19 protein-coding genes are annotated in these 16951 nt (G+C 45.3%); 14 read left to right on the top strand and 5 right to left on the bottom strand.

Translation table 11 applies throughout. From position 1 onward, the window contains the following. The first annotated feature begins 30 nt into the window (after positions 1 to 30). From N4A56_RS04870 to N4A56_RS04855, 4 genes are all read left to right on the top strand, one after another. Entirely contained in the window at positions 31 to 789 is a 759-nt protein-coding gene (locus N4A56_RS04870; protein WP_295545429.1) for a M15 family metallopeptidase, read from the top strand. Positions 790 to 915: 126 nt separating this feature from the next. Next, the gene (locus N4A56_RS04865; RefSeq protein WP_295545427.1) at positions 916 to 1692 is read left to right on the top strand and encodes an acyl-ACP thioesterase domain-containing protein; all 777 of its coding nucleotides are present in this window, start codon (positions 916 to 918) and stop codon (positions 1690 to 1692) included. A gap of 25 nt (positions 1693 to 1717) precedes the next feature. Then, positions 1718 to 2131 carry a thioesterase family protein gene (locus N4A56_RS04860; RefSeq protein ID WP_295545425.1) on the top strand — a complete coding sequence of 138 codons (414 nt, stop codon included), beginning with the start codon at positions 1718 to 1720 and terminating at the stop codon, positions 2129 to 2131. A 32-nt stretch (positions 2132 to 2163) separates the two neighbouring features. Continuing rightward, positions 2164 to 2955, top strand: a complete 792-nt coding sequence (locus N4A56_RS04855) for an amidohydrolase family protein (RefSeq protein ID WP_295545423.1) — start codon at positions 2164 to 2166, stop codon at positions 2953 to 2955. Positions 2956 to 3153: 198 nt separating this feature from the next. Here the strand turns inward: N4A56_RS04855 and N4A56_RS04850 are convergent, their stop codons facing one another. From N4A56_RS04850 to N4A56_RS04840, 3 genes are all read right to left on the bottom strand, one after another. Next, the gene (locus N4A56_RS04850; protein WP_293670540.1) at positions 3154 to 3498 is read right to left on the bottom strand and encodes a ferredoxin-thioredoxin reductase catalytic domain-containing protein; all 345 of its coding nucleotides are present in this window, start codon (positions 3496 to 3498) and stop codon (positions 3154 to 3156) included. Further along, on the bottom strand, positions 3495 to 3752 hold the full coding sequence (locus tag N4A56_RS04845; protein ID WP_293670538.1) for a glutaredoxin family protein: 258 nt from the start codon (positions 3750 to 3752) through the stop codon (positions 3495 to 3497). Before N4A56_RS04845 ends, N4A56_RS04850 begins: the two co-directional genes overlap by 4 nt. A gap of 131 nt (positions 3753 to 3883) precedes the next feature. Next, positions 3884 to 4381 carry a hypothetical protein gene (locus tag N4A56_RS04840; protein ID WP_295545419.1) on the bottom strand — a complete coding sequence of 166 codons (498 nt, stop codon included), beginning with the start codon at positions 4379 to 4381 and terminating at the stop codon, positions 3884 to 3886. A gap of 278 nt (positions 4382 to 4659) precedes the next feature. Here N4A56_RS04840 and N4A56_RS04835 point away from each other — a divergent pair, with 278 nt between their 5' ends. From N4A56_RS04835 to N4A56_RS04825, 3 genes are all read left to right on the top strand, one after another. Further along, positions 4660 to 6711: an elongation factor G gene (locus N4A56_RS04835; RefSeq protein WP_295545417.1), complete on the top strand. Its 2052-nt coding sequence runs from the start codon at positions 4660 to 4662 to the stop codon at positions 6709 to 6711. A gap of 277 nt (positions 6712 to 6988) precedes the next feature. Then, complete coding sequence (locus N4A56_RS04830) at positions 6989 to 7723, top strand: lysophospholipid acyltransferase family protein (protein ID WP_295545415.1); 735 nt, start codon at positions 6989 to 6991, stop codon at positions 7721 to 7723. Next, on the top strand, positions 7702 to 9357 hold the full coding sequence (locus N4A56_RS04825; RefSeq protein ID WP_293670534.1) for a ribonuclease J: 1656 nt from the start codon (positions 7702 to 7704) through the stop codon (positions 9355 to 9357). Before N4A56_RS04830 ends, N4A56_RS04825 begins: the two co-directional genes overlap by 22 nt. Positions 9358 to 9433: 76 nt before the next feature. On the opposite strand, the gene N4A56_RS04820 is transcribed toward N4A56_RS04825, so the two are convergent. Beyond that, positions 9434 to 9949: a hypothetical protein gene (locus N4A56_RS04820; RefSeq protein ID WP_295545413.1), complete on the bottom strand. Its 516-nt coding sequence runs from the start codon at positions 9947 to 9949 to the stop codon at positions 9434 to 9436. 16 nt (positions 9950 to 9965) lie between these two features. Next, entirely contained in the window at positions 9966 to 10538 is a 573-nt protein-coding gene (locus N4A56_RS04815) for a hypothetical protein (protein WP_295545411.1), read from the bottom strand. Positions 10539 to 10848: 310 nt separating this feature from the next. Between N4A56_RS04815 and N4A56_RS04810 the strand changes: the two genes are divergently transcribed. From N4A56_RS04810 to frr, 7 genes are all read left to right on the top strand, one after another. Further along, positions 10849 to 11631 carry a fumarylacetoacetate hydrolase family protein gene (locus N4A56_RS04810; protein WP_293670531.1) on the top strand — a complete coding sequence of 261 codons (783 nt, stop codon included), beginning with the start codon at positions 10849 to 10851 and terminating at the stop codon, positions 11629 to 11631. Between the two features lie 226 nt (positions 11632 to 11857). Next, positions 11858 to 12619, top strand: a complete 762-nt coding sequence (rpsB, locus tag N4A56_RS04805; RefSeq protein ID WP_293670530.1) for a 30S ribosomal protein S2 — start codon at positions 11858 to 11860, stop codon at positions 12617 to 12619. Between the two features lie 24 nt (positions 12620 to 12643). Further along, positions 12644 to 13462, top strand: a complete 819-nt coding sequence (tsf, locus tag N4A56_RS04800; RefSeq protein WP_293670529.1) for a translation elongation factor Ts — start codon at positions 12644 to 12646, stop codon at positions 13460 to 13462. Between the two features lie 172 nt (positions 13463 to 13634). Then, a complete protein-coding gene (rffA, locus tag N4A56_RS04795; protein ID WP_295545407.1) occupies positions 13635 to 14771 on the top strand; it encodes a dTDP-4-amino-4,6-dideoxygalactose transaminase in 1137 nt (378 codons plus the stop codon). A gap of 42 nt (positions 14772 to 14813) precedes the next feature. Beyond that, positions 14814 to 15587: a glycosyltransferase family 2 protein gene (locus N4A56_RS04790; RefSeq protein WP_295545404.1), complete on the top strand. Its 774-nt coding sequence runs from the start codon at positions 14814 to 14816 to the stop codon at positions 15585 to 15587. Positions 15588 to 15635: 48 nt separating this feature from the next. After that, positions 15636 to 16352: a UMP kinase gene (pyrH, locus tag N4A56_RS04785; RefSeq protein WP_293670526.1), complete on the top strand. Its 717-nt coding sequence runs from the start codon at positions 15636 to 15638 to the stop codon at positions 16350 to 16352. A gap of 2 nt (positions 16353 to 16354) precedes the next feature. Then, positions 16355 to 16909 carry a ribosome recycling factor gene (gene frr / locus N4A56_RS04780; RefSeq protein WP_293670525.1) on the top strand — a complete coding sequence of 185 codons (555 nt, stop codon included), beginning with the start codon at positions 16355 to 16357 and terminating at the stop codon, positions 16907 to 16909. The last annotated feature ends 42 nt before the right edge of the window (positions 16910 to 16951 follow it).

The raw sequence follows: 16951 nt of genomic DNA, 5'->3' as shown, positions 1-16951 counted from the left end.
ATTTACCTACACATATTATTGGATCTAATTATGCCTGATAAAATAGTACCGCCTATTCATGGACTCTCAGAAGCATCATGGGAGTCTGTTTATGCTGTTCCTTGCACGGACTCACATGAAGAACTCGTTCCACTGTCTTTGGCACCGGAACATATGCTGAGCCGCTCTATATATTTTGAGCGACAGATTGCAGGGGCTTTGCCGGAATGTTACGCACGAGAAGGTGTTCTTGAGCGTCTATTGCATGCCTCTTCCCTGCTGCCGTCACACTTGCGTCTTGTAGTGCTGGATGGCTGGCGCTCGACACAAGTTCAATCTTTTCTGTTTACCGAATGCACCAACGCATTCAGCACAATGCATCCAGATGAGACAGAAGAAGAAATTAGTCGCAAAGCACAGCAATATGTTGCCAAGCCTATGACAGACATTACCATGCCTGCTCCACACTCCACTGGTGGTGCCATAGACATCACCATCGCCGATAAGGCTGGTAAAAAACTTTTCTTTGGTGCTCCGTTTGATTTCCCGAATGAAATATCCAGCACTGATTATTTCGAGAAAAAACTCGAACAAAACGAAAAGCTCACCGCAAAAGAAGAGGAAGCTCTCTACAACCGCAGACTTCTGTACTTTGTTATGACACAGGCAGGGTTTGTGAACTTCCACTGCGAATGGTGGCATTACGAATACGGAACACAACGCTGGGCACTGGATACACGCGCAGATCATGCCATCTACGCCCCTATATCCTTTTCTCTCGACCCGTATAATCATTTGAAAGATATCTAACTTGTTCCGGTAATTACAATATATAGTAACCATATTGTAATTACCGGAAAATAATCAACATGCACACTATTGCTCTCAACACCTGTCAGTGCTAGCTAGTACGGCTGCATTGAAGGGGAATTATATATGACTGGAAAGGGGATAGAGTCTTACACTATTAAGACCTACCATACAGACAGATTCGGAAAGGCATGCCCTGCCACGTTTGCCGCTTTTTTTGAAGAAGCAGCAGCCAACAACGCACGGCTCCACGGGTTTCCGGGGGAATTTTTACTTGAGCACGGCATTGCATGGGTACTCAGCAGATTAACCATAACGGTAGATCGCTATCCTGTTACCGGTGAAACCATTTCAGTGCACACATGGCCTTCAAGCCACACGCCTACGCTTGCACTCCGTTGTTTTGAAGTATTCGATGCACAGAACACGCTTATTGCAGAAGGCACAACAGCTTGGCTTGTAATAGATATTGCAAAACGGAAGCTTGTGTCCGTACCGGAATTTATTACAGCCAATTACCCAAAGAATACTCCGTGCTGCAAAGAATTTCCAACGCGTGTTGTTCCTCGTCTAAAAAACGTGGAATATGAAATTCCGCTCGTAAGCAGAAAGACAGATATCGACACAAACGGACATGTAAACAACGTGCGCTACCTTGGGTGGATTCAAGAATCTGTCCCAGAAGATTTCTTAATGGAATATGAGCCAGCACTCATTGACATTAGTTACCGAACTGAATGCGGCGCGTTACAAAAGCTCACAAGCAAGTCCGGCACCACTGCTGACGGCGATTACCTGCACTCTGTTTCCCATGACGAAACCGGTAAAGAGCTTTGCAGAGCACGTACGGAATGGCGCAGACGGCAACATATTGATGTTCCGTACTTGCAGCATCATATATAAAGACTGAAGCAATAAAGGAAACGATATGGATACATTCCCAACGCCAGAGACATGGCTTACGCATCGTGTTTCCTACGGTGAAACCGATGCTATGTCCGTCATGTATTACGCTGAGTATCTTCATTTGTTTGAAAGAAGTCGTAGCGAATACATCCGCGAACACGGCATGAGCTACAGCGAAGTAGAAAAACGGGGCATATACCTTCCGGTACGCGAAGCCAAATGCCGTTACAAACGCCCTGCCCGCTTTGACGACCTGCTGCATCTCCGTGTCGGCATCAGTAAGTGGGGACGTGCATCCATGACTTTTGAATACGAAATCTACAACGAATCAAAAGACACTGTGCTTGCTACCGGCAGCACTGAACACGCATGTACAAATGAAAAAGGTCGTCCTGTTAAAGTCCCTGAATGGCTCAAAGACCTCTTTCTCGGATAGTAACTATAATCTAAGAAGAACGCTGCACTATTATGTATATTGATTTCCACACTCACGCGTTTCATCCCAAAATTGCCGCCAAAGCAGTCGAACATTTAAATTCCCACTATGGAATTACATGTCAGTGCACAGGTGTTATGGATGATCTTATCCGCCGGGTTAAAAAAGCCGGTCTGGATAAAATGGTGGTACTCTGTGCAGCAACCTCAGCCGCACAAGTTATTCCTGCAAACAATTTTGCTCTTTCGCTTAAAGCAGCTCATCCAGATGCAATTCCTTTCGGCACAATCCATCCAGACTTCGACGACTGGGAAAACCAGCTGGCACGCTTAAAAGCACGGGGTATTAAGGGACTGAAGCTGCACCCAGATTTTCAAGGCTTCAGAATGGATGAAAAACGTCTGCTGCCTATCATTGAAGCAGCACAAAAAGATTTCGTCATCCTGTTCCACGTCGGAGACAAGCTAGCACCGGAAGATAATCCATCCTGTCCGTACAAACTTTCGGCACTGATCGATCAATTCCCTAACGCACGCTTTGTTGCCGCGCACTTCGGGGGATATCACCAATGGGATCATGCGTTAAAGGTTCTTATTGGAAAAAACATTTACATCGACACGTCGAGCACGCTTGATTTCATTGACGACACCACGCTTAATGCAATCATGAAAAAGCATCCGCATGAAAAAATTCTGTTCGGATCGGATTACCCACTGTACAGCCCGGACAAAGAGCTGATTAAGCTCAAAAAACGACTCAAGCTCTCAAATTCAAAGCTCGAAACCTTCCTGAGCAATGGCGCTGAGTTGTTAGGCTTAACGTAACATAAGTACGTTATCTCTTTTTTCTTCCGAAGCCACAGTACAAAAAAAGCGATGCAACTCCTGTAGTAACAAGAGTTGCATCGCTTTTTTCACTCTATATGCTTTGCTATAGGATCAACCTGCGCTACACGGCAAATACGACTGTCCCAATAGTAACTATCGTATTCGCGCCGCTAGAGCCATCCGGCAGCGGGGATATTATCCTAAAATTTTTTCTGGCGGACGACGTTCAGGAATTGCCACTTCATCGTGATCTTCCTGATTGTATTCTTCGGTTACATACAGCCCGCAGTAGCATACACCAAATTCTTCTAAATCCGGATCGCGATACTCACAAGGGCAAACGATATCCCTGTCCTTGTCAAACTCACCGTTTGGCAATCGACACGGACACGCCATGTACCCATATTCGTCTCTGTTTATTAACAGGCTTTCCAACAGCGGCATGGTTATTTCCATATCTTTATTGAAATAGAATCCACGCGGCTCCTGAATCTTTTTGAGCATCTTGTACAGCTCTTCAGCAGTCATTTTCTTACTCATAAGTTCAGTGCCTCCTCAATCTGGTCTTTATGGAAGCCTACAATTATGCACTCACCCTCTTTAACGACCAAGGTAGGAAAAGAAAGTTTCGGATTATAATTTCTAATCGTATCGATAATATTTTTCCGCTCATCGCCCTTAAGCTTATCAACAAAAATATTATCAAAATCCACTTCATGGTCTTCTAAAAAAATCTTCATTCTCCTGCAATGAATGCAGGTGGAAAGTGCATACAGGGTACATTCTTTCGACATTTCGCCCCCATTTGGAAAAAGTAGTACAGTAAAACAAATTGAACAACAGACGCAGCAAATGCGTAGAACTTACCATCCATAATGTATGAAAACAACACGCATCAGGGGTTGTGCAAGCTAGCCATGCTTGCTCAAGGTTCTACAACGGCAGCAATTTCGCGGGCAATAAGGCGTATTGTTTCTTCTTCCGTTACTGCTTCGCGAATACTTATAACATTCCCTTCAGCATCCTTACGCTCGATAATGAACGTCTGATGCGCTTCCACGTCATCAGTAAAATCCTGTTCATTACCACTCAACGAAAATTGCGTCAGTCTGTGAGTAACTTCTACATATGATTTTTCGAAAATAATCGCCACAGTGTCATGATTATTTTCTACGGTAAACCGCTTTTCTTTAGGCAGCGCTTCGTTCATTTCCTGTAAAGCACGAGCCACTGGCACAAGTTTTTTCACACCTGTTTCGCGTAATCGCTCTATGTTTGCATTCACCTGTTCATGTTTTTCCCGCCGCAACGTCAATTCGTCTTTCATAATTCGCGCTGGCGACTTTAGACTCGCTAAAAAGTCCCGCACTATCCACACAACAAGTACAATAAAAATTATTCCGATGAGTATATTGATATACATATGGACTCCTGAATCAACGACATTGGCAGGTCAAAAAATTCACGACGGATTATACTTCTACAAGTTACGATAAAATTCAACATAAAGATCACTATCCATTTGAGAATTTGAATTTTTCGCATCAAAGGTTGACAACTGATGAAGCGTTATACAAGGTGGAACTATAGGGGTGTCCCCTGACGCATCGCACCGGCACCCCCTCTAGACAAGTAATGGAACACCGCAGTTTGCAATTTTAGCAGGCTTAATCCCCTAAAACCACACTAAGGGAGAGGTATATGGCCAAGACACTTGATTCTCAGAGAACTTATGCCCTTGTGGGCACAGGAGGAAGTGGGAAAACCTCGCTGGCTGAAATGCTTATGTTTCAGTCCGGGGTTATCAATCGCCTTGGAAAAATTGAAGAAGGCACCACTTCGCTTGACTATGAACCAGAGGAAGTAAAACGACGTGGTTCCATCCAGCCCGGTTTTGCCACCATGGACTGGAACAAGAACCGTCACTTCCTCATGGACATTCCCGGCGATAATAACTTTGTTGGCGATATCAACCACCTGTTATTCGGGGTTGATAGCGCCATTTTTGTTATTGACGCAGTAGACGGCGTCCGCCCTTTAACCAGCCGTCTTTGGAACTTTGTCCAAAACGCTAGCCTTCCTTCCATCATCTTCATCAACAAAATGGATCGTGACCGCGCTGACTTCGACACAGCATTCAACGGTCTCTCTTCAATCCTTGGAATCCGCCCTGTGTTGCTGCAAATGCCAATTGGACAGGGTGACAATTTTAAAGGCTATGTTGATGTTCTTAACAACAAAGCATTCTTCTACAATGAAGATGGTTCAACAACAGAAGGTGATGTACCGGAAGACCTCGCCGATGAAATTTCTGTACTCCGCGAAACTACCATTGAGAACATTGCTGAAAGTAATGAAGAATTAATGGAAAACTATCTTGAGACTGGCGAACTTACTCAAGAAGAAATTACCACCGGTTTGCGTGACGGTGTGCTCTCGCGTGAGCTTATCCCTGTCATGCTTGGCTCTTCTCTAGAAAATAGAGGTGGAGCAGAACTTCTTAATGCTGTGCAAGATTTATTACCTTCACCGCTACAACACCCTGCGTGGATGGATAAAGAAGGTAACGAGCGTGCATCATCACCAGATGAGCCTCTTGCATTGCTTACAGTTAAGACGTTATCCGACCCATTCTCCGGTCAACTTTCAGTCATGCGCGTTGTTTCCGGTTCGTTCTCAGGAGACGCATCCCTTAAAAATGTGAATCAAGACGAAGTGGAACGCATCAACTCGCCATTATTCATGAATGGTAAGGATCACTCTCCAGCCAAAGGCGAGATCGGTCCAGGTTCGCTCATTGCTGTACCAAAGCTCAAGGTGACCAAGACAGGCGATACGCTGGCTGAGCCAAAAGATAGTTTTGAAGTTCTTATGCCGGACCTTCCACCGACTCTTATTTCATACGCTATCGCTCCTAAAGAAAAAGGCGACGAAGACAAAATCTATGCTGCGGTTCAAAAGCTGCTTGATGAAGATATCACGCTTACCCTCTCCCGTGATGCAGAATCCAGTGACATTCTACTTTCCGGCATGGGACAGCTTCATATTGAAACAAGTGTAGAACGCGCCATGCGCCGCTACAAGTGCGACATGGTCTTGAAAACTCCAAAAATTCCATACCGCGAAACAATCAAAGGTAAAGCGCAAGTTCAAGGCAGACACAAAAAACAATCCGGTGGACGCGGACAATTCGGTGATTGCTGGATTGAAATTGAAGGTATGCCGCAAGGCTTTGGATATGAGTTTGAAAACGCCATCGTGGGCGGTGTTATTCCTCGTCAGTATATTCCGGCAGTCGATAAAGGTATTCAGGAAGCAGCACAGCGTGGTTGTCTTGCAGGATACCCGCTTGTAGACTTTAAGGTAAAACTTTACGACGGTTCATATCACTCTGTAGACTCCTCTGAAATGGCATTTAAAATTGCAGGTTCACTGGCTCTTAAGGGCGCAATGGATCAGGTAAAGCCTACGTTGCTTGAGCCTGTTGTTTTAATGACTGTGCATATACCGGACGAGTTTATGGGTGATGTTATCGGTGACTTGTCCTCACGTCGTGGTAAGGTTCTCGGTTCTGACTCAAAAGCGGGCATAACTGAAATTAAAGCACATGTGCCAATGGGCGAAGTGCTCCGCTATGCACCAGATCTCCGATCCATCACAGGCGGTCAGGGTGTCTTCACAATGGAGTTTGACCATTACGAAGAAGCACCACCACCTGTAATTGATAAAGTTGTGGCGGAAAAAGCAAGCTAATTCCCCACCAGCAACACAACGAGAAAAGAGCCTGTTCTAGCGACAGGCTCTTTTTTATTACGCACTCTAACCAGTTGTGTATGTATTGTTTTTGAGCAGCCACAGCGCGAGCCGGTAACCTCTTCTACCCATAAATTTTTCTGACGCAATAAAGTACTATCGACTTTTCATGCCTCCATGCTACAAGCACCGCACCATTACATTGCGCTGCGGCTTTATTAATTGGAGCCTGGTGCACCTTTTTGATAATTTACCAGCTCATTTTATTGGATACGATATGATACGCACAATCTGGTTTTATGTTTCTTTCCTGCTTACAACATTGTATGTTTGTATTGCTATGCCCATTGCGGCAGCACTTGATAAATCTGGAAAAATGGTTCGCTATTACGCATTGTTCTGGTGTAAAGCGGCACGCAATTGTTCTCAGATAGAATTAATTACAGAAACAGATGCTATCCCGACAAACGAACCTGTTATCTTTGCCGCAAACCATCAAAGCCAGTTTGATATTCCACTCTCTCTTGTTGCACTTGAGCAAGCACTGCCTGCTTTTATGGCAAAAGCAAGCCTGCAAAAACTTCCGTTGATCGGACGTTGCTTCAATCTGTTCGGTAATATTTCTGTAGATCGCAGCAACAGACGCGCTGCAATGAAATCACTCGATACTGCCGCCGCCATGATCCGCGAAGGTCGCTCTGTTATTATTTTTCCAGAAGGCACACGTCAGGAGCAGCACGAGGAACTTGGTGAATTTAAAACAGGCACAATAATGCTGGCACTGAAAGCCGGTGTTCCTATTGTTCCTGTTATTATAGAAGGTACAGGTGACATTCTCCCTAAAGGGCGTATTGCATTAAGCCCTCGCAGAAAAGTGTACGTTAAAGCGTTGGCACCAATCAGCACAGAAGAGTACACATTAAAGCAGCGTAACGAATTTAGCGATATGCTCCGGGATGTCATGAATAAAGAATACATGGAGATGCGCGCATGCCATCACAAGCAAGCCTAACACTCACACCGCTCGGCGGCATGGGTGAAATCGGCATGAACTGCACCATGTGGTCTACAGACACCACAACAGTCATTGTCGATTGCGGTCTTATGTTTCCACATGACTACCATCTCGGTGTTGATGTTATTATTCCCCAGTTTGAGCACATCCTTAATCAGAAAGAAAAAGTAAAAGGGATTGTGCTTACACATGGGCATGAAGATCACATCGGCGCTCTCCCTTGGCTTATTCGCTGGCTCAGTGTTCCGATTTATGGCTCCCGCTTCACACTTGCACTTGTTGAAAGCAAATTGCGCGAAGCAGAATTGCTGCACCGCACAGAACTTATCCCTGTCTCCCCAAGAGAACGTATCCAGCTTGGCGATATGGCATTCAACTTTTTCCCTGTATGCCATTCCATTATTGAAGGATACGGTATCGGTGTTGAAACTCCTGCGGGCAAGGTTGTTCATACAGGCGATTTTAAACTCGACAGAACGCCTCTTGATAATCATCGAACCGACCTTGAAGGCTTTCATAATTTTTCAAAAGACGGCGTTGAACTACTTCTTTCCGACTCTACAAACATCGAGCGCGAAGGATATTCGCTAAGCGAGCGTGATATCAAAAGCGCCTTTGAAGATCTTTTTGCCAACGCAAAAGGACGTATCATCGTCACTCTTTTTTCCAGTCATATTCAACGTATTCAGCAAGTGCTGGATATCTCTGCCCGCTACGGACGTAAAATTGCTGTATCTGGTCGCAGTCTTGTTAAAAATATCGAAATCGCAAATGAGCTTGGATTCTTACGTATCCGCACTCCTGTATACATGGATACACGAGAAATGCCTGAACTGCCGGATGAAGAAACAGTGCTTCTTCTCACAGGTTCTCAAGGGGAGCCACTTTCTGCGCTTTCTCGAATTGCTCGTGGTGAACACAAACATCTTGCCATTCAGGAAGGCGACACGGTCGTAATGTCTTCCCGTGTTATTCCGGGCAATACACTTGCAATCACACGTATGATTAATGATATGTACCGCATGGGAGCCGAAGTTTTTTACGAAAGCTTCCGCAATATTCATGCATCAGGTCATGCCTACCGTGAAGAATTATGCGAAATGCTCAACACGGTCTCTCCTAAGCACTTTATTCCTGTGCACGGGGAGTATCGACATCTTGTAAAACACTGCCGTCTTGCACAAGAATGTGGTGTGGAAGAAGCAAACACGTTGATAGTTGAGGACGGTCAACCCGTAACACTTTGCGACGGCACGCTCACCAAAGAAACACCGCTGGAATTGGAAGAAATTCTAGTTGACGGAAAAGGCGTCGGCGATGTGGGGCTAACGGTTCTAAAAGAACGCCAGATACTTGGCGGCGAAGGAATGGTTGTAGTCTTCATGGTACTCGACGAGCAAATTTGGGAAATCTTACATGGTCCTACCATTGTTTCCAAAGGCTTTGTTTTTGAAGCACATTTCGATCATGTTCTTGAGGACGCAAAATGCATTATTCTGGAACTGCTCGAAAACATAGGTCCTGAAGATATCGAACTCTTGCAGGACAGAATCCGCTCCGGTTTACGCCGCTTCTTCCGAAAAGTACTGGAACGCGACCCTGTAGTTGTTCCTGTTATTACGATGGTATAATTTATCGACAAGCAACGCTTTCTACGAATACAACGCCTCTGGATGGTCTATCTTTCCAGAGGCTTTTTTTGTTGTCTCAAGACGCCTCCGCTTTTTCCTTTATAAGCCGCAGCATAATAGTTCGAATCCAACCACTGAATGGTTTGATGAAGAACCAATAGCACCTGAAAAATATTTTTAGAAATGTCCCCAGCAAAGCTACGCGAGTTTCAGTGCTCAGCCGTGTTGTGTTTTCATCAAGAGCTTCGCACTGAAAGTTCCATGCAACGCGAAATTTTGCATCTATGGTGTTTGTTGTGAATGCTGCAACATCATCAATCGTTTTCACTGCATCTGCTTCCGTAAAACCTAAGACCGTTTCCCAAGGAGGCATTTCACCAAAGCGGACAAACCTGCCCTCTTCCACCATGCCCTGTAAATCCAGTCGCCCTACCGGAATGCCTCGCAGCTTAAAAAGGATGACAATAATTTTTGACGTGCTGAAATCCACCGTATTCGCAGCTTCAAAAACAGCTTCCACAGGTTTGTTCACAATTATCTCATGATGCTCTTTCACGTCATACTCAGGAAGCACTGAATTCAACAAACTCATAAACGCCCTCCTTTTTTCAAAGCAATGCCTGCGGGGGATTCTCTGCACGGGGAGTTCGTACAGCAACAATCAAAAAGAATATCCACGATAACAGGTTAACGGTGTTATCGATAACACCGACATACTCCGTTGTTCCTAAGTCTAGAATTGAATATGCAACCAGCCCCACCACCACTGTAACTTGCAGCACAAGCAAAACCATCGGCAATAAATGTTTATGCACTCCGGCAAGAATACCTATCTGCATTAACCAATTATACGATATATAAAAGAACATCACGACCGCACTGCCCAGCAGCAACCCGCCTGCAACCATTACTATTTGTGAAATATCTTTAAGCACAAATCCTATAGCGCCTGCCACAAGCAAAAGAGCAACTACTGTCGCCTGTTTAATAGACCCGTTTCCAAGACGGAAGGCAATATATGAATTCCATAACGGAATCACCCAATTCCACCAACTACCCGCAACATTTCGTCGTTTCGCAATTATCCAGCAAGGTAAAAAGATCAGAAAGGAATACACCGTTATTCCGACAAGACACAGTGCAAACATTGCCAGCATTCCCGTTCCAGTCATGTGAGGCATCTTCCCTCCAGTTTCCTGACGACAGTTAGATCCAATAGTAGTCAGAGTCGCGTGTGCTTAAAAATTCTTATATTGAACCAGCAAAATTTTTTTCTAATTGTAAACACACCCTAACTAACTCCAATAATAATTGGATAAATCACATAATAGTACATAACAAAAAGTAATTTAACACTTTTTTCTCACCTATACCCGCAATTTATACTGAAAACACCATAGCCATGGATAGAACTGTTAGTGTACAGCTATGGATATAGGTTTTGAAAGTATGTCTTTGTATAAGATGTAAAGAACAGAACAGGAGTGTGTCATGAAAATAGTCAGAGTCCATTATCAATATAAAACATTTTATGCCGCGCTTGAAGAAGGACTCTTACGCTGCCTCACCCCACAAATTGGTGTTACGGAGCGGTTCCGGCTGGAAGAAGCACAACTGCTTCCACTTGTGAACCCTTCCAAAGTGGTCTGTGTCGGATTGAACTACAAAGGGCACGCGGCAGAGCTCGGCATGCCGTTGCCGGAAGAACCTATGTTCTTTCTTAAACCACCTTCCAGCATCATCAACACCGGACAGCCCATATACATTCCGCCGCAATCCACCAGAGTAGATTACGAAGCCGAGCTTGCCATTATTATAGGACGCGAAACTCGATTCCTCTCTACGCATGCTGTCCCTGACCATATTTTCGGATACACCTGTGCGAACGACGTTACTGCGCGTGACCTGCAAAAAAGCGACGGAATGTTCGGCAGATGCAAAGGGTTTGATACGTTTTTACCTATTGGCCCGTGGCTTGAAACCAATATTCAAGACCCTTCAGATTTGTCCGTAAAGTTATACAAAAACGATCAGCTCGTACAACAGGGGCATACTTCCGATATGCTCTTCAGCCCGCTGGAACTTGTGGCGAATATTTCCCATGTTATGACTTTGCTCCCCGGTGATGTTGTTTTGACCGGAACCCCTCATGGAATCGGACCTATTCAGGATGGCGACGAAATTCAGGTTGAAATCGACGGTATCGGCACACTTATCAATCCAGTTAAAAACTTTACAAAGCGCGAAGGCTCTACAGGGCTTCCTGTTCAATAGAATCTGCGCTACACTCAGCCATTGAAGGAAAGAATGCATACATATAAAAATGCGTTTGAGCGGTAAGAATGCTTGCCAAACTCACTTATTCGCAGTATGTATCCCTGCCTTTTAATACAAAGCACACTCCGATGCATCTTCCCTGGGTGCCTATGCAATACGTAAGATTGTAAAGGTGGCGGGACTTGGCACGGGGTGGAAGAAAAACCCATTGAAGGAGATTACAATGGCTTACGTAACTATGAAACAAATGCTGGAAACCGGCGTTCACTTCGGTCACCAGACCCGTCGTTGGAACCCAAAAATGCGTCCATTTATCTTTGGTGCTCGTAACGGCATCCATATCATGGACCTTCAGCAGACTGTAAAACTGTACCGTCGTGCTCACGACAAAGTAGTAGAAACTGTTGCTAATGGCGGCAAAGTTATCTTCATCGGTACCAAGCGTCAGGCTCACGAAGCTGTGAAAACTGAAGCTGGCCGTGCTGATCAGTACTACGTAACCAACCGCTGGATGGGTGGTACACTCACCAACTTCCAGACTATCCGCAAATCTATTGACCGCCTCAAAAAGCTCGAAGTTATGTTCGAAGATGGCAGCGTTAACCGCTACCAGAAAAAAGAAATCCTTCGTCTTCGTCGCGAAATGGACAAACTCGAAGCTACACTCGGTGGTATTAAAAACATGGAACGCCTGCCACAGCTCGCGTTTATTGTTGACCCTAAACGTGAAGACATCGCAGTAAAAGAGTGTCGCAAACTTGGTATTCCAATCGTTGCGGTAACTGACTCCAACTGCGATCCTGACGTTATTGATTACATCATTCCAGGTAACGACGACGCTATTCGCGCTATCAAGCTTTTCGTTTCTCACATTGCTGATGCATGTGCTGAAGGCGGCGCTATGTCTAAAGACGGCAAAGACGCTGAAGCTGAGATGGTTAAAGCTGCTGAAGCTGAAGAAGCTGCTGCTACCGCATCCGAATAATTTATTCAGAGGGAGATAGAGATCATGGCTACTATTACCGCTGCTATGGTTAAAAGCCTGCGCGAAAAAACCGGCGCTGGCATGATGGACTGCAAAAAAGCACTCGTAGAAAACAACGCAGACGAAGCTGCAGCACTCGACTGGCTCCGCCAGAAAGGTCTGTCTAAAGCTGCTAAAAAAGCAGGCCGCGCGACTTCTGAAGGTCTCGTTGGTTGTGTAGTTGAAGGCAACTGCGCTGCTCTTGCTGAATTTAAATGCGAAACTGACTTCGTTGCTCGTAACGAAAAATTCCAGGAAATCGCTGCTAAATTCGCTGCTGACGTTCTTGCAAACGGTGCTGAAGATTTCACATCTCGTGTTGAAGCTGAAGTTAACGATGCTATCGCTACCCTCGGTGAAAACATGTCTGCTGGCCGTGCACACCGCATGGAACTTTCCGGCGAAGGCATCATCGGTTCTTACATTCACTCCAACGGCAAAATCGGCGTTCTCGTAGAGATCATCGGTTCTGACGATGCTGACATGGCTAAAGGCGTTGCAATGCAGATTGCTGCAACCAACCCAGTAGCTATCGATGAGTCCGGCGTACCTGCTGAGATTGTTGAACGTGAACGTGAAGTTCAGCGTCAGAAAACTCTCGAAGAAGGTAAACCAGAGAATATCGTTGACAAAATCGTTGACGGTCGTATGGCTAAATTCTTCAAGGAAATCACCCTTGTTAACCAGCCTTACATCCGTGACGACAAAATGACTATTCGCGACCTTCTTAAAGGCGCATCTATTGCTTCTTTCGCTCGCTTCGAACTTGGTGAAGACGACGCTAAAGCAGAAGACGCTGAATAGAAACCTTACGGTTATCTAACAGCTTATAAGGGGGGAGAGTTTTCTCTCCCCCTTTTTTACGCGTAGCCCAAAATTTTGTAGAACCAAACGTAAAACTGGCTGTTTTTTTCCTACCGCTGTCCTACTATTGTGTGTATATTGACACGAGCAAGAAACATATAAAGGTTACACCGTGAACATTCCTTTCAATAAGCCTTGTCATAACAGCAACACACTCAAATACATCTGCGATGCCTTTGAGCGTAACCAAACTGCTGGTGACGGCGCCTACACCAAACTGTGTAATAAATGGATCGAAGAACAGTTTTCTGTAGCTCAGTCTCTTCTTACCCACTCCTGTACCGCAGCACTCGAAATGGGTGCTCTTCTTTTTTCTGTAAAAGCTGGCGATGAAGTTATCATGCCTTCATTCACCTTTGTTTCTACAGCAAATGCGTTTGTTCTCCGTGGAGCAACACCGGTTTTTGTAGATATCCGACCGGATACGTACAATATCGACGAAACACGCATCGAAGAGGCTATCACCCCCCGCACCAAAGCCATTGTACCTGTTCACTACGCTGGCGTTGGCTGCGAAATGGATACTATCTGCGATATTGCCAAGCGACACAACCTTCCAATTTTGGAAGACGCCGCCCAAGGCTTCGGGGCTACATACAAAGGCAAAGCCCTTGGCTCCATAGGTGAACTTGGCGCCCTCAGTTTTCACGAAACAAAAAACATCATGTCCGGCGAAGGCGGTGCGCTGCTCATCAACGACACATCGTATTCCGAGCACGCAGAAATCATTCGTGAAAAAGGCACAAACCGCAGCAAATTTTTCCGTGGGCAAGTAGATAAATACACATGGGTAGATACTGGTTCCAGCTACCTGCCAAGCGACATTATTGCAGCATGTCTCTACTCTCTTCTGGAAGATGCCTCAGCCATTACGGCACGCAGGCTGGATATCTGGAATCGATACGATGCAGCATTCCGTCCTTTCGAAGAAAAAGGCATTATCAAATGCCCGACTATTCCTGAGCACTGCACGCACAATGCCCACATGTACGAAATTTTACTTCCGAACCTTGAAGTCCGCACCAACTTCATCAGCCACTTGAAGCAGCACGATATCGCAGCGCCATTCCACTATGTGCCGCTGCACTCTGCTCCGGCAGGCGTGAAGTATGGACGCACAAGCGGCACGCTTTCGGTAACAGATTCTGTTTCCGAAACGTTGGTACGTTTACCAATGTACTACGACCTGACAAACGACAGTACAGATCAGGTTATCGAAATCGCATCTGAATTTTTACACAAACTGTAGCCGACTATTTTACACTGCCACAGCATACCTACAGAGAACATTATGGCGACAACCACCACAGGCTTAATATTAACATACAACGGTGAAGCTACACTGAAACAATGTATTGAATCGTTACACTTTTGCGACTCAGTTGTTGTTATTGACTCATTTTCTACTGATAAGACCGTTGCAATAGCTGAAAACCTTGGTGCGACCGTTATCCAGAATGCATGGAACGGACCTGCGGCTCAATTCACCTTTGCTTTTTCTCAAATCAATGCGGACTGGGTAGTCAGTCTCGATCAGGACGAAGTATGCACCTCGTCACTGAAGGCAAAGATAGTTGAAGCCATCGCCAATGCTCCGCAGGATACAGCAGGCTACTACACAAAACGCAAAAGCTGGTACTACAATCGGTTCATGAAACACTCCGGCTGGTATCCCGACTGGCTACTCCGTGTTTTTAGACCGGAAAAACTCGAAGTAAAGGTAAGCGGTGCGCACTACTCATTCCACCCGAAAGGCAAGACTGAGAAATTGGACGCTGAAATCCTACATTACCCTTACATGAGCTTTTCGCAGCACTTGCAGAAAATTGATTCCTACGCACAGCAAGGTGCAGATGACCTACACGCCAAAGGGAAAAAAGGCGGGCTGGGGAAAGGAATTACCCACGGCACAATGCGTTTTATTAAACTTTATTTCATTAAACTCGGTTTTCTCGATGGCAAAGCCGGGTTTATTAATGCAATACATGGAGCATTTTACGCGTTCCTCAAATACGTTCGTGTTTCGGAAGGCAACTGGGGTGCTCCTTTTGATGCTGACAACTAAGACACTACCCTGTGTTGTTATTTTTTTATAACTGAAAAGAGGATATGTATGAGCGAATTACGCTTTAAACGCGTGCTGATTAAACTGAGCGGCGAAGCACTTGCTGGTGACGGCAAGTTTGGTATTGACCCTGAAACTGTTGCAGGTGTTTGCTCCGAGATTGCAGAACTTGCTGACATGGGCTTACAGATTGCTCTGGTTATCGGCGGTGGTAACATTTTCCGTGGACTTTCCTCCTCTGCAAAGGGTATGGATCGCTCCTCTGCTGACTACATGGGTATGATGGCAACCGTTATGAACGCAGTAGCTGTTCAGGATCACCTTGAAAAACACGGTCACCCTACACGTGTTCTTTCCGCTATCACCATGCAGGAAGTTTGTGAGCCATACATCCGACGCCGTGCTGAACGTCATCTGGAAAAAGGTCGCATTGTTATTTGTGCGGCAGGTACCGGTAACCCGTTTTTCACTACCGACACAGCAGCAGCACTGCGCGGCATGGAATTAAAATGTGAGGCTATCATTAAAGCTACCAAAGTAGATGGCGTTTATGATAAAGATCCTGTATCAAACGATGATGCAGTGATGTTCAAGTCTCTCAGCTTTATTGAGGTACTTCAGAAAAACTTGCGAGTAATGGATTCTACTGCCATTTCGCTGTGCATGGAAAACAATGTGCCAATTTTGGTTTGTAACTTATTCAAGGGTGACGTTCGTAAAGTTATTCTTGGTGAAGAAATTGGTACAATCGTACACGGAGGCTAATCATGGATGATATTCTTCTTGATGCCGAAGAAAGAATGGAAAAAGCGTTAGTTGCTCTGGATCGTGAATTCAGCCGCTTACGCACTGGTCGCGCGCACGCCAGCCTTGTTGACCACATTGTTGTTGACTACTATGGCGCACCAACTCCGATTGGACAGCTTGCATCTGTTGCTGTTCCGGAAAGCCGCACAATCACTATCCAGCCTTGGGATAAAGGCGCTTTTGCTCTTGTAGAAAAAGCTATCCTTAATTCCGATCTCGGTCTTACCCCGATGAACGACGGTAAAATCATTCGCATCTCTATCCCGATGCTGACTGAAGAACGTCGCCGCGAGCTTGTTAAGCTTGCTAAAAAAGGTGTGGAAGATGCAAAAATTGCTATCCGCAACGTTCGTCGTGACGCTAACGAGCAGATGAAAAAGCTCGAAAAAGCAAAAGACATTTCCGAAGACGATTGCCACCGCGGTCAGGATGAGGTTCAGAAACTTACTGACTCATTCGTTGCTAAGGCAGACGTAAAAGGAAGTGAAAAAGAAGCAGAGATTATGGAAATTTAATTTCCTGAATGCTTCGGCTGAATTTCAGTCATAAAAGGTCGG

It is taken from the genome of Halodesulfovibrio sp., from assembly GCF_025210605.1.
Taxonomy (GTDB): domain Bacteria; phylum Desulfobacterota; class Desulfovibrionia; order Desulfovibrionales; family Desulfovibrionaceae; genus Halodesulfovibrio.
The sequence above is the reverse complement of the archived record's forward strand: the minus strand, read 5'-3'. Positions and strand labels throughout refer to the sequence as shown.

What these genes read in the sequence shown, in the direction of transcription:
- N4A56_RS04870 (WP_295545429.1), top strand. Translation starts at nt 31, where the DNA reads ATGCCTGATAAAATAGTACCGCCTATTCATGGACTCTCAGAAGCATCA.
- N4A56_RS04865 (WP_295545427.1), top strand. Translation starts at nt 916, where the DNA reads ATGACTGGAAAGGGGATAGAGTCTTACACTATTAAGACCTACCATACA.
- N4A56_RS04860 (WP_295545425.1), top strand. Translation starts at nt 1,718, where the DNA reads ATGGATACATTCCCAACGCCAGAGACATGGCTTACGCATCGTGTTTCC.
- N4A56_RS04855 (WP_295545423.1), top strand. Translation starts at nt 2,164, where the DNA reads ATGTATATTGATTTCCACACTCACGCGTTTCATCCCAAAATTGCCGCC.
- N4A56_RS04850 (WP_293670540.1), bottom strand. Translation starts at nt 3,498, where the DNA reads ATGAGTAAGAAAATGACTGCTGAAGAGCTGTACAAGATGCTCAAAAAG.
- N4A56_RS04845 (WP_293670538.1), bottom strand. Translation starts at nt 3,752, where the DNA reads ATGTCGAAAGAATGTACCCTGTATGCACTTTCCACCTGCATTCATTGC.
- N4A56_RS04840 (WP_295545419.1), bottom strand. Translation starts at nt 4,381, where the DNA reads ATGTATATCAATATACTCATCGGAATAATTTTTATTGTACTTGTTGTG.
- N4A56_RS04835 (WP_295545417.1), top strand. Translation starts at nt 4,660, where the DNA reads ATGGCCAAGACACTTGATTCTCAGAGAACTTATGCCCTTGTGGGCACA.
- N4A56_RS04830 (WP_295545415.1), top strand. Translation starts at nt 6,989, where the DNA reads ATGATACGCACAATCTGGTTTTATGTTTCTTTCCTGCTTACAACATTG.
- N4A56_RS04825 (WP_293670534.1), top strand. Translation starts at nt 7,702, where the DNA reads ATGCCATCACAAGCAAGCCTAACACTCACACCGCTCGGCGGCATGGGT.
- N4A56_RS04820 (WP_295545413.1), bottom strand. Translation starts at nt 9,949, where the DNA reads ATGAGTTTGTTGAATTCAGTGCTTCCTGAGTATGACGTGAAAGAGCAT.
- N4A56_RS04815 (WP_295545411.1), bottom strand. Translation starts at nt 10,538, where the DNA reads ATGCCTCACATGACTGGAACGGGAATGCTGGCAATGTTTGCACTGTGT.
- N4A56_RS04810 (WP_293670531.1), top strand. Translation starts at nt 10,849, where the DNA reads ATGAAAATAGTCAGAGTCCATTATCAATATAAAACATTTTATGCCGCG.
- rpsB (WP_293670530.1), top strand. Translation starts at nt 11,858, where the DNA reads ATGGCTTACGTAACTATGAAACAAATGCTGGAAACCGGCGTTCACTTC.
- tsf (WP_293670529.1), top strand. Translation starts at nt 12,644, where the DNA reads ATGGCTACTATTACCGCTGCTATGGTTAAAAGCCTGCGCGAAAAAACC.
- N4A56_RS04790 (WP_295545404.1), top strand. Translation starts at nt 14,814, where the DNA reads ATGGCGACAACCACCACAGGCTTAATATTAACATACAACGGTGAAGCT.
- pyrH (WP_293670526.1), top strand. Translation starts at nt 15,636, where the DNA reads ATGAGCGAATTACGCTTTAAACGCGTGCTGATTAAACTGAGCGGCGAA.
- frr (WP_293670525.1), top strand. Translation starts at nt 16,355, where the DNA reads ATGGATGATATTCTTCTTGATGCCGAAGAAAGAATGGAAAAAGCGTTA.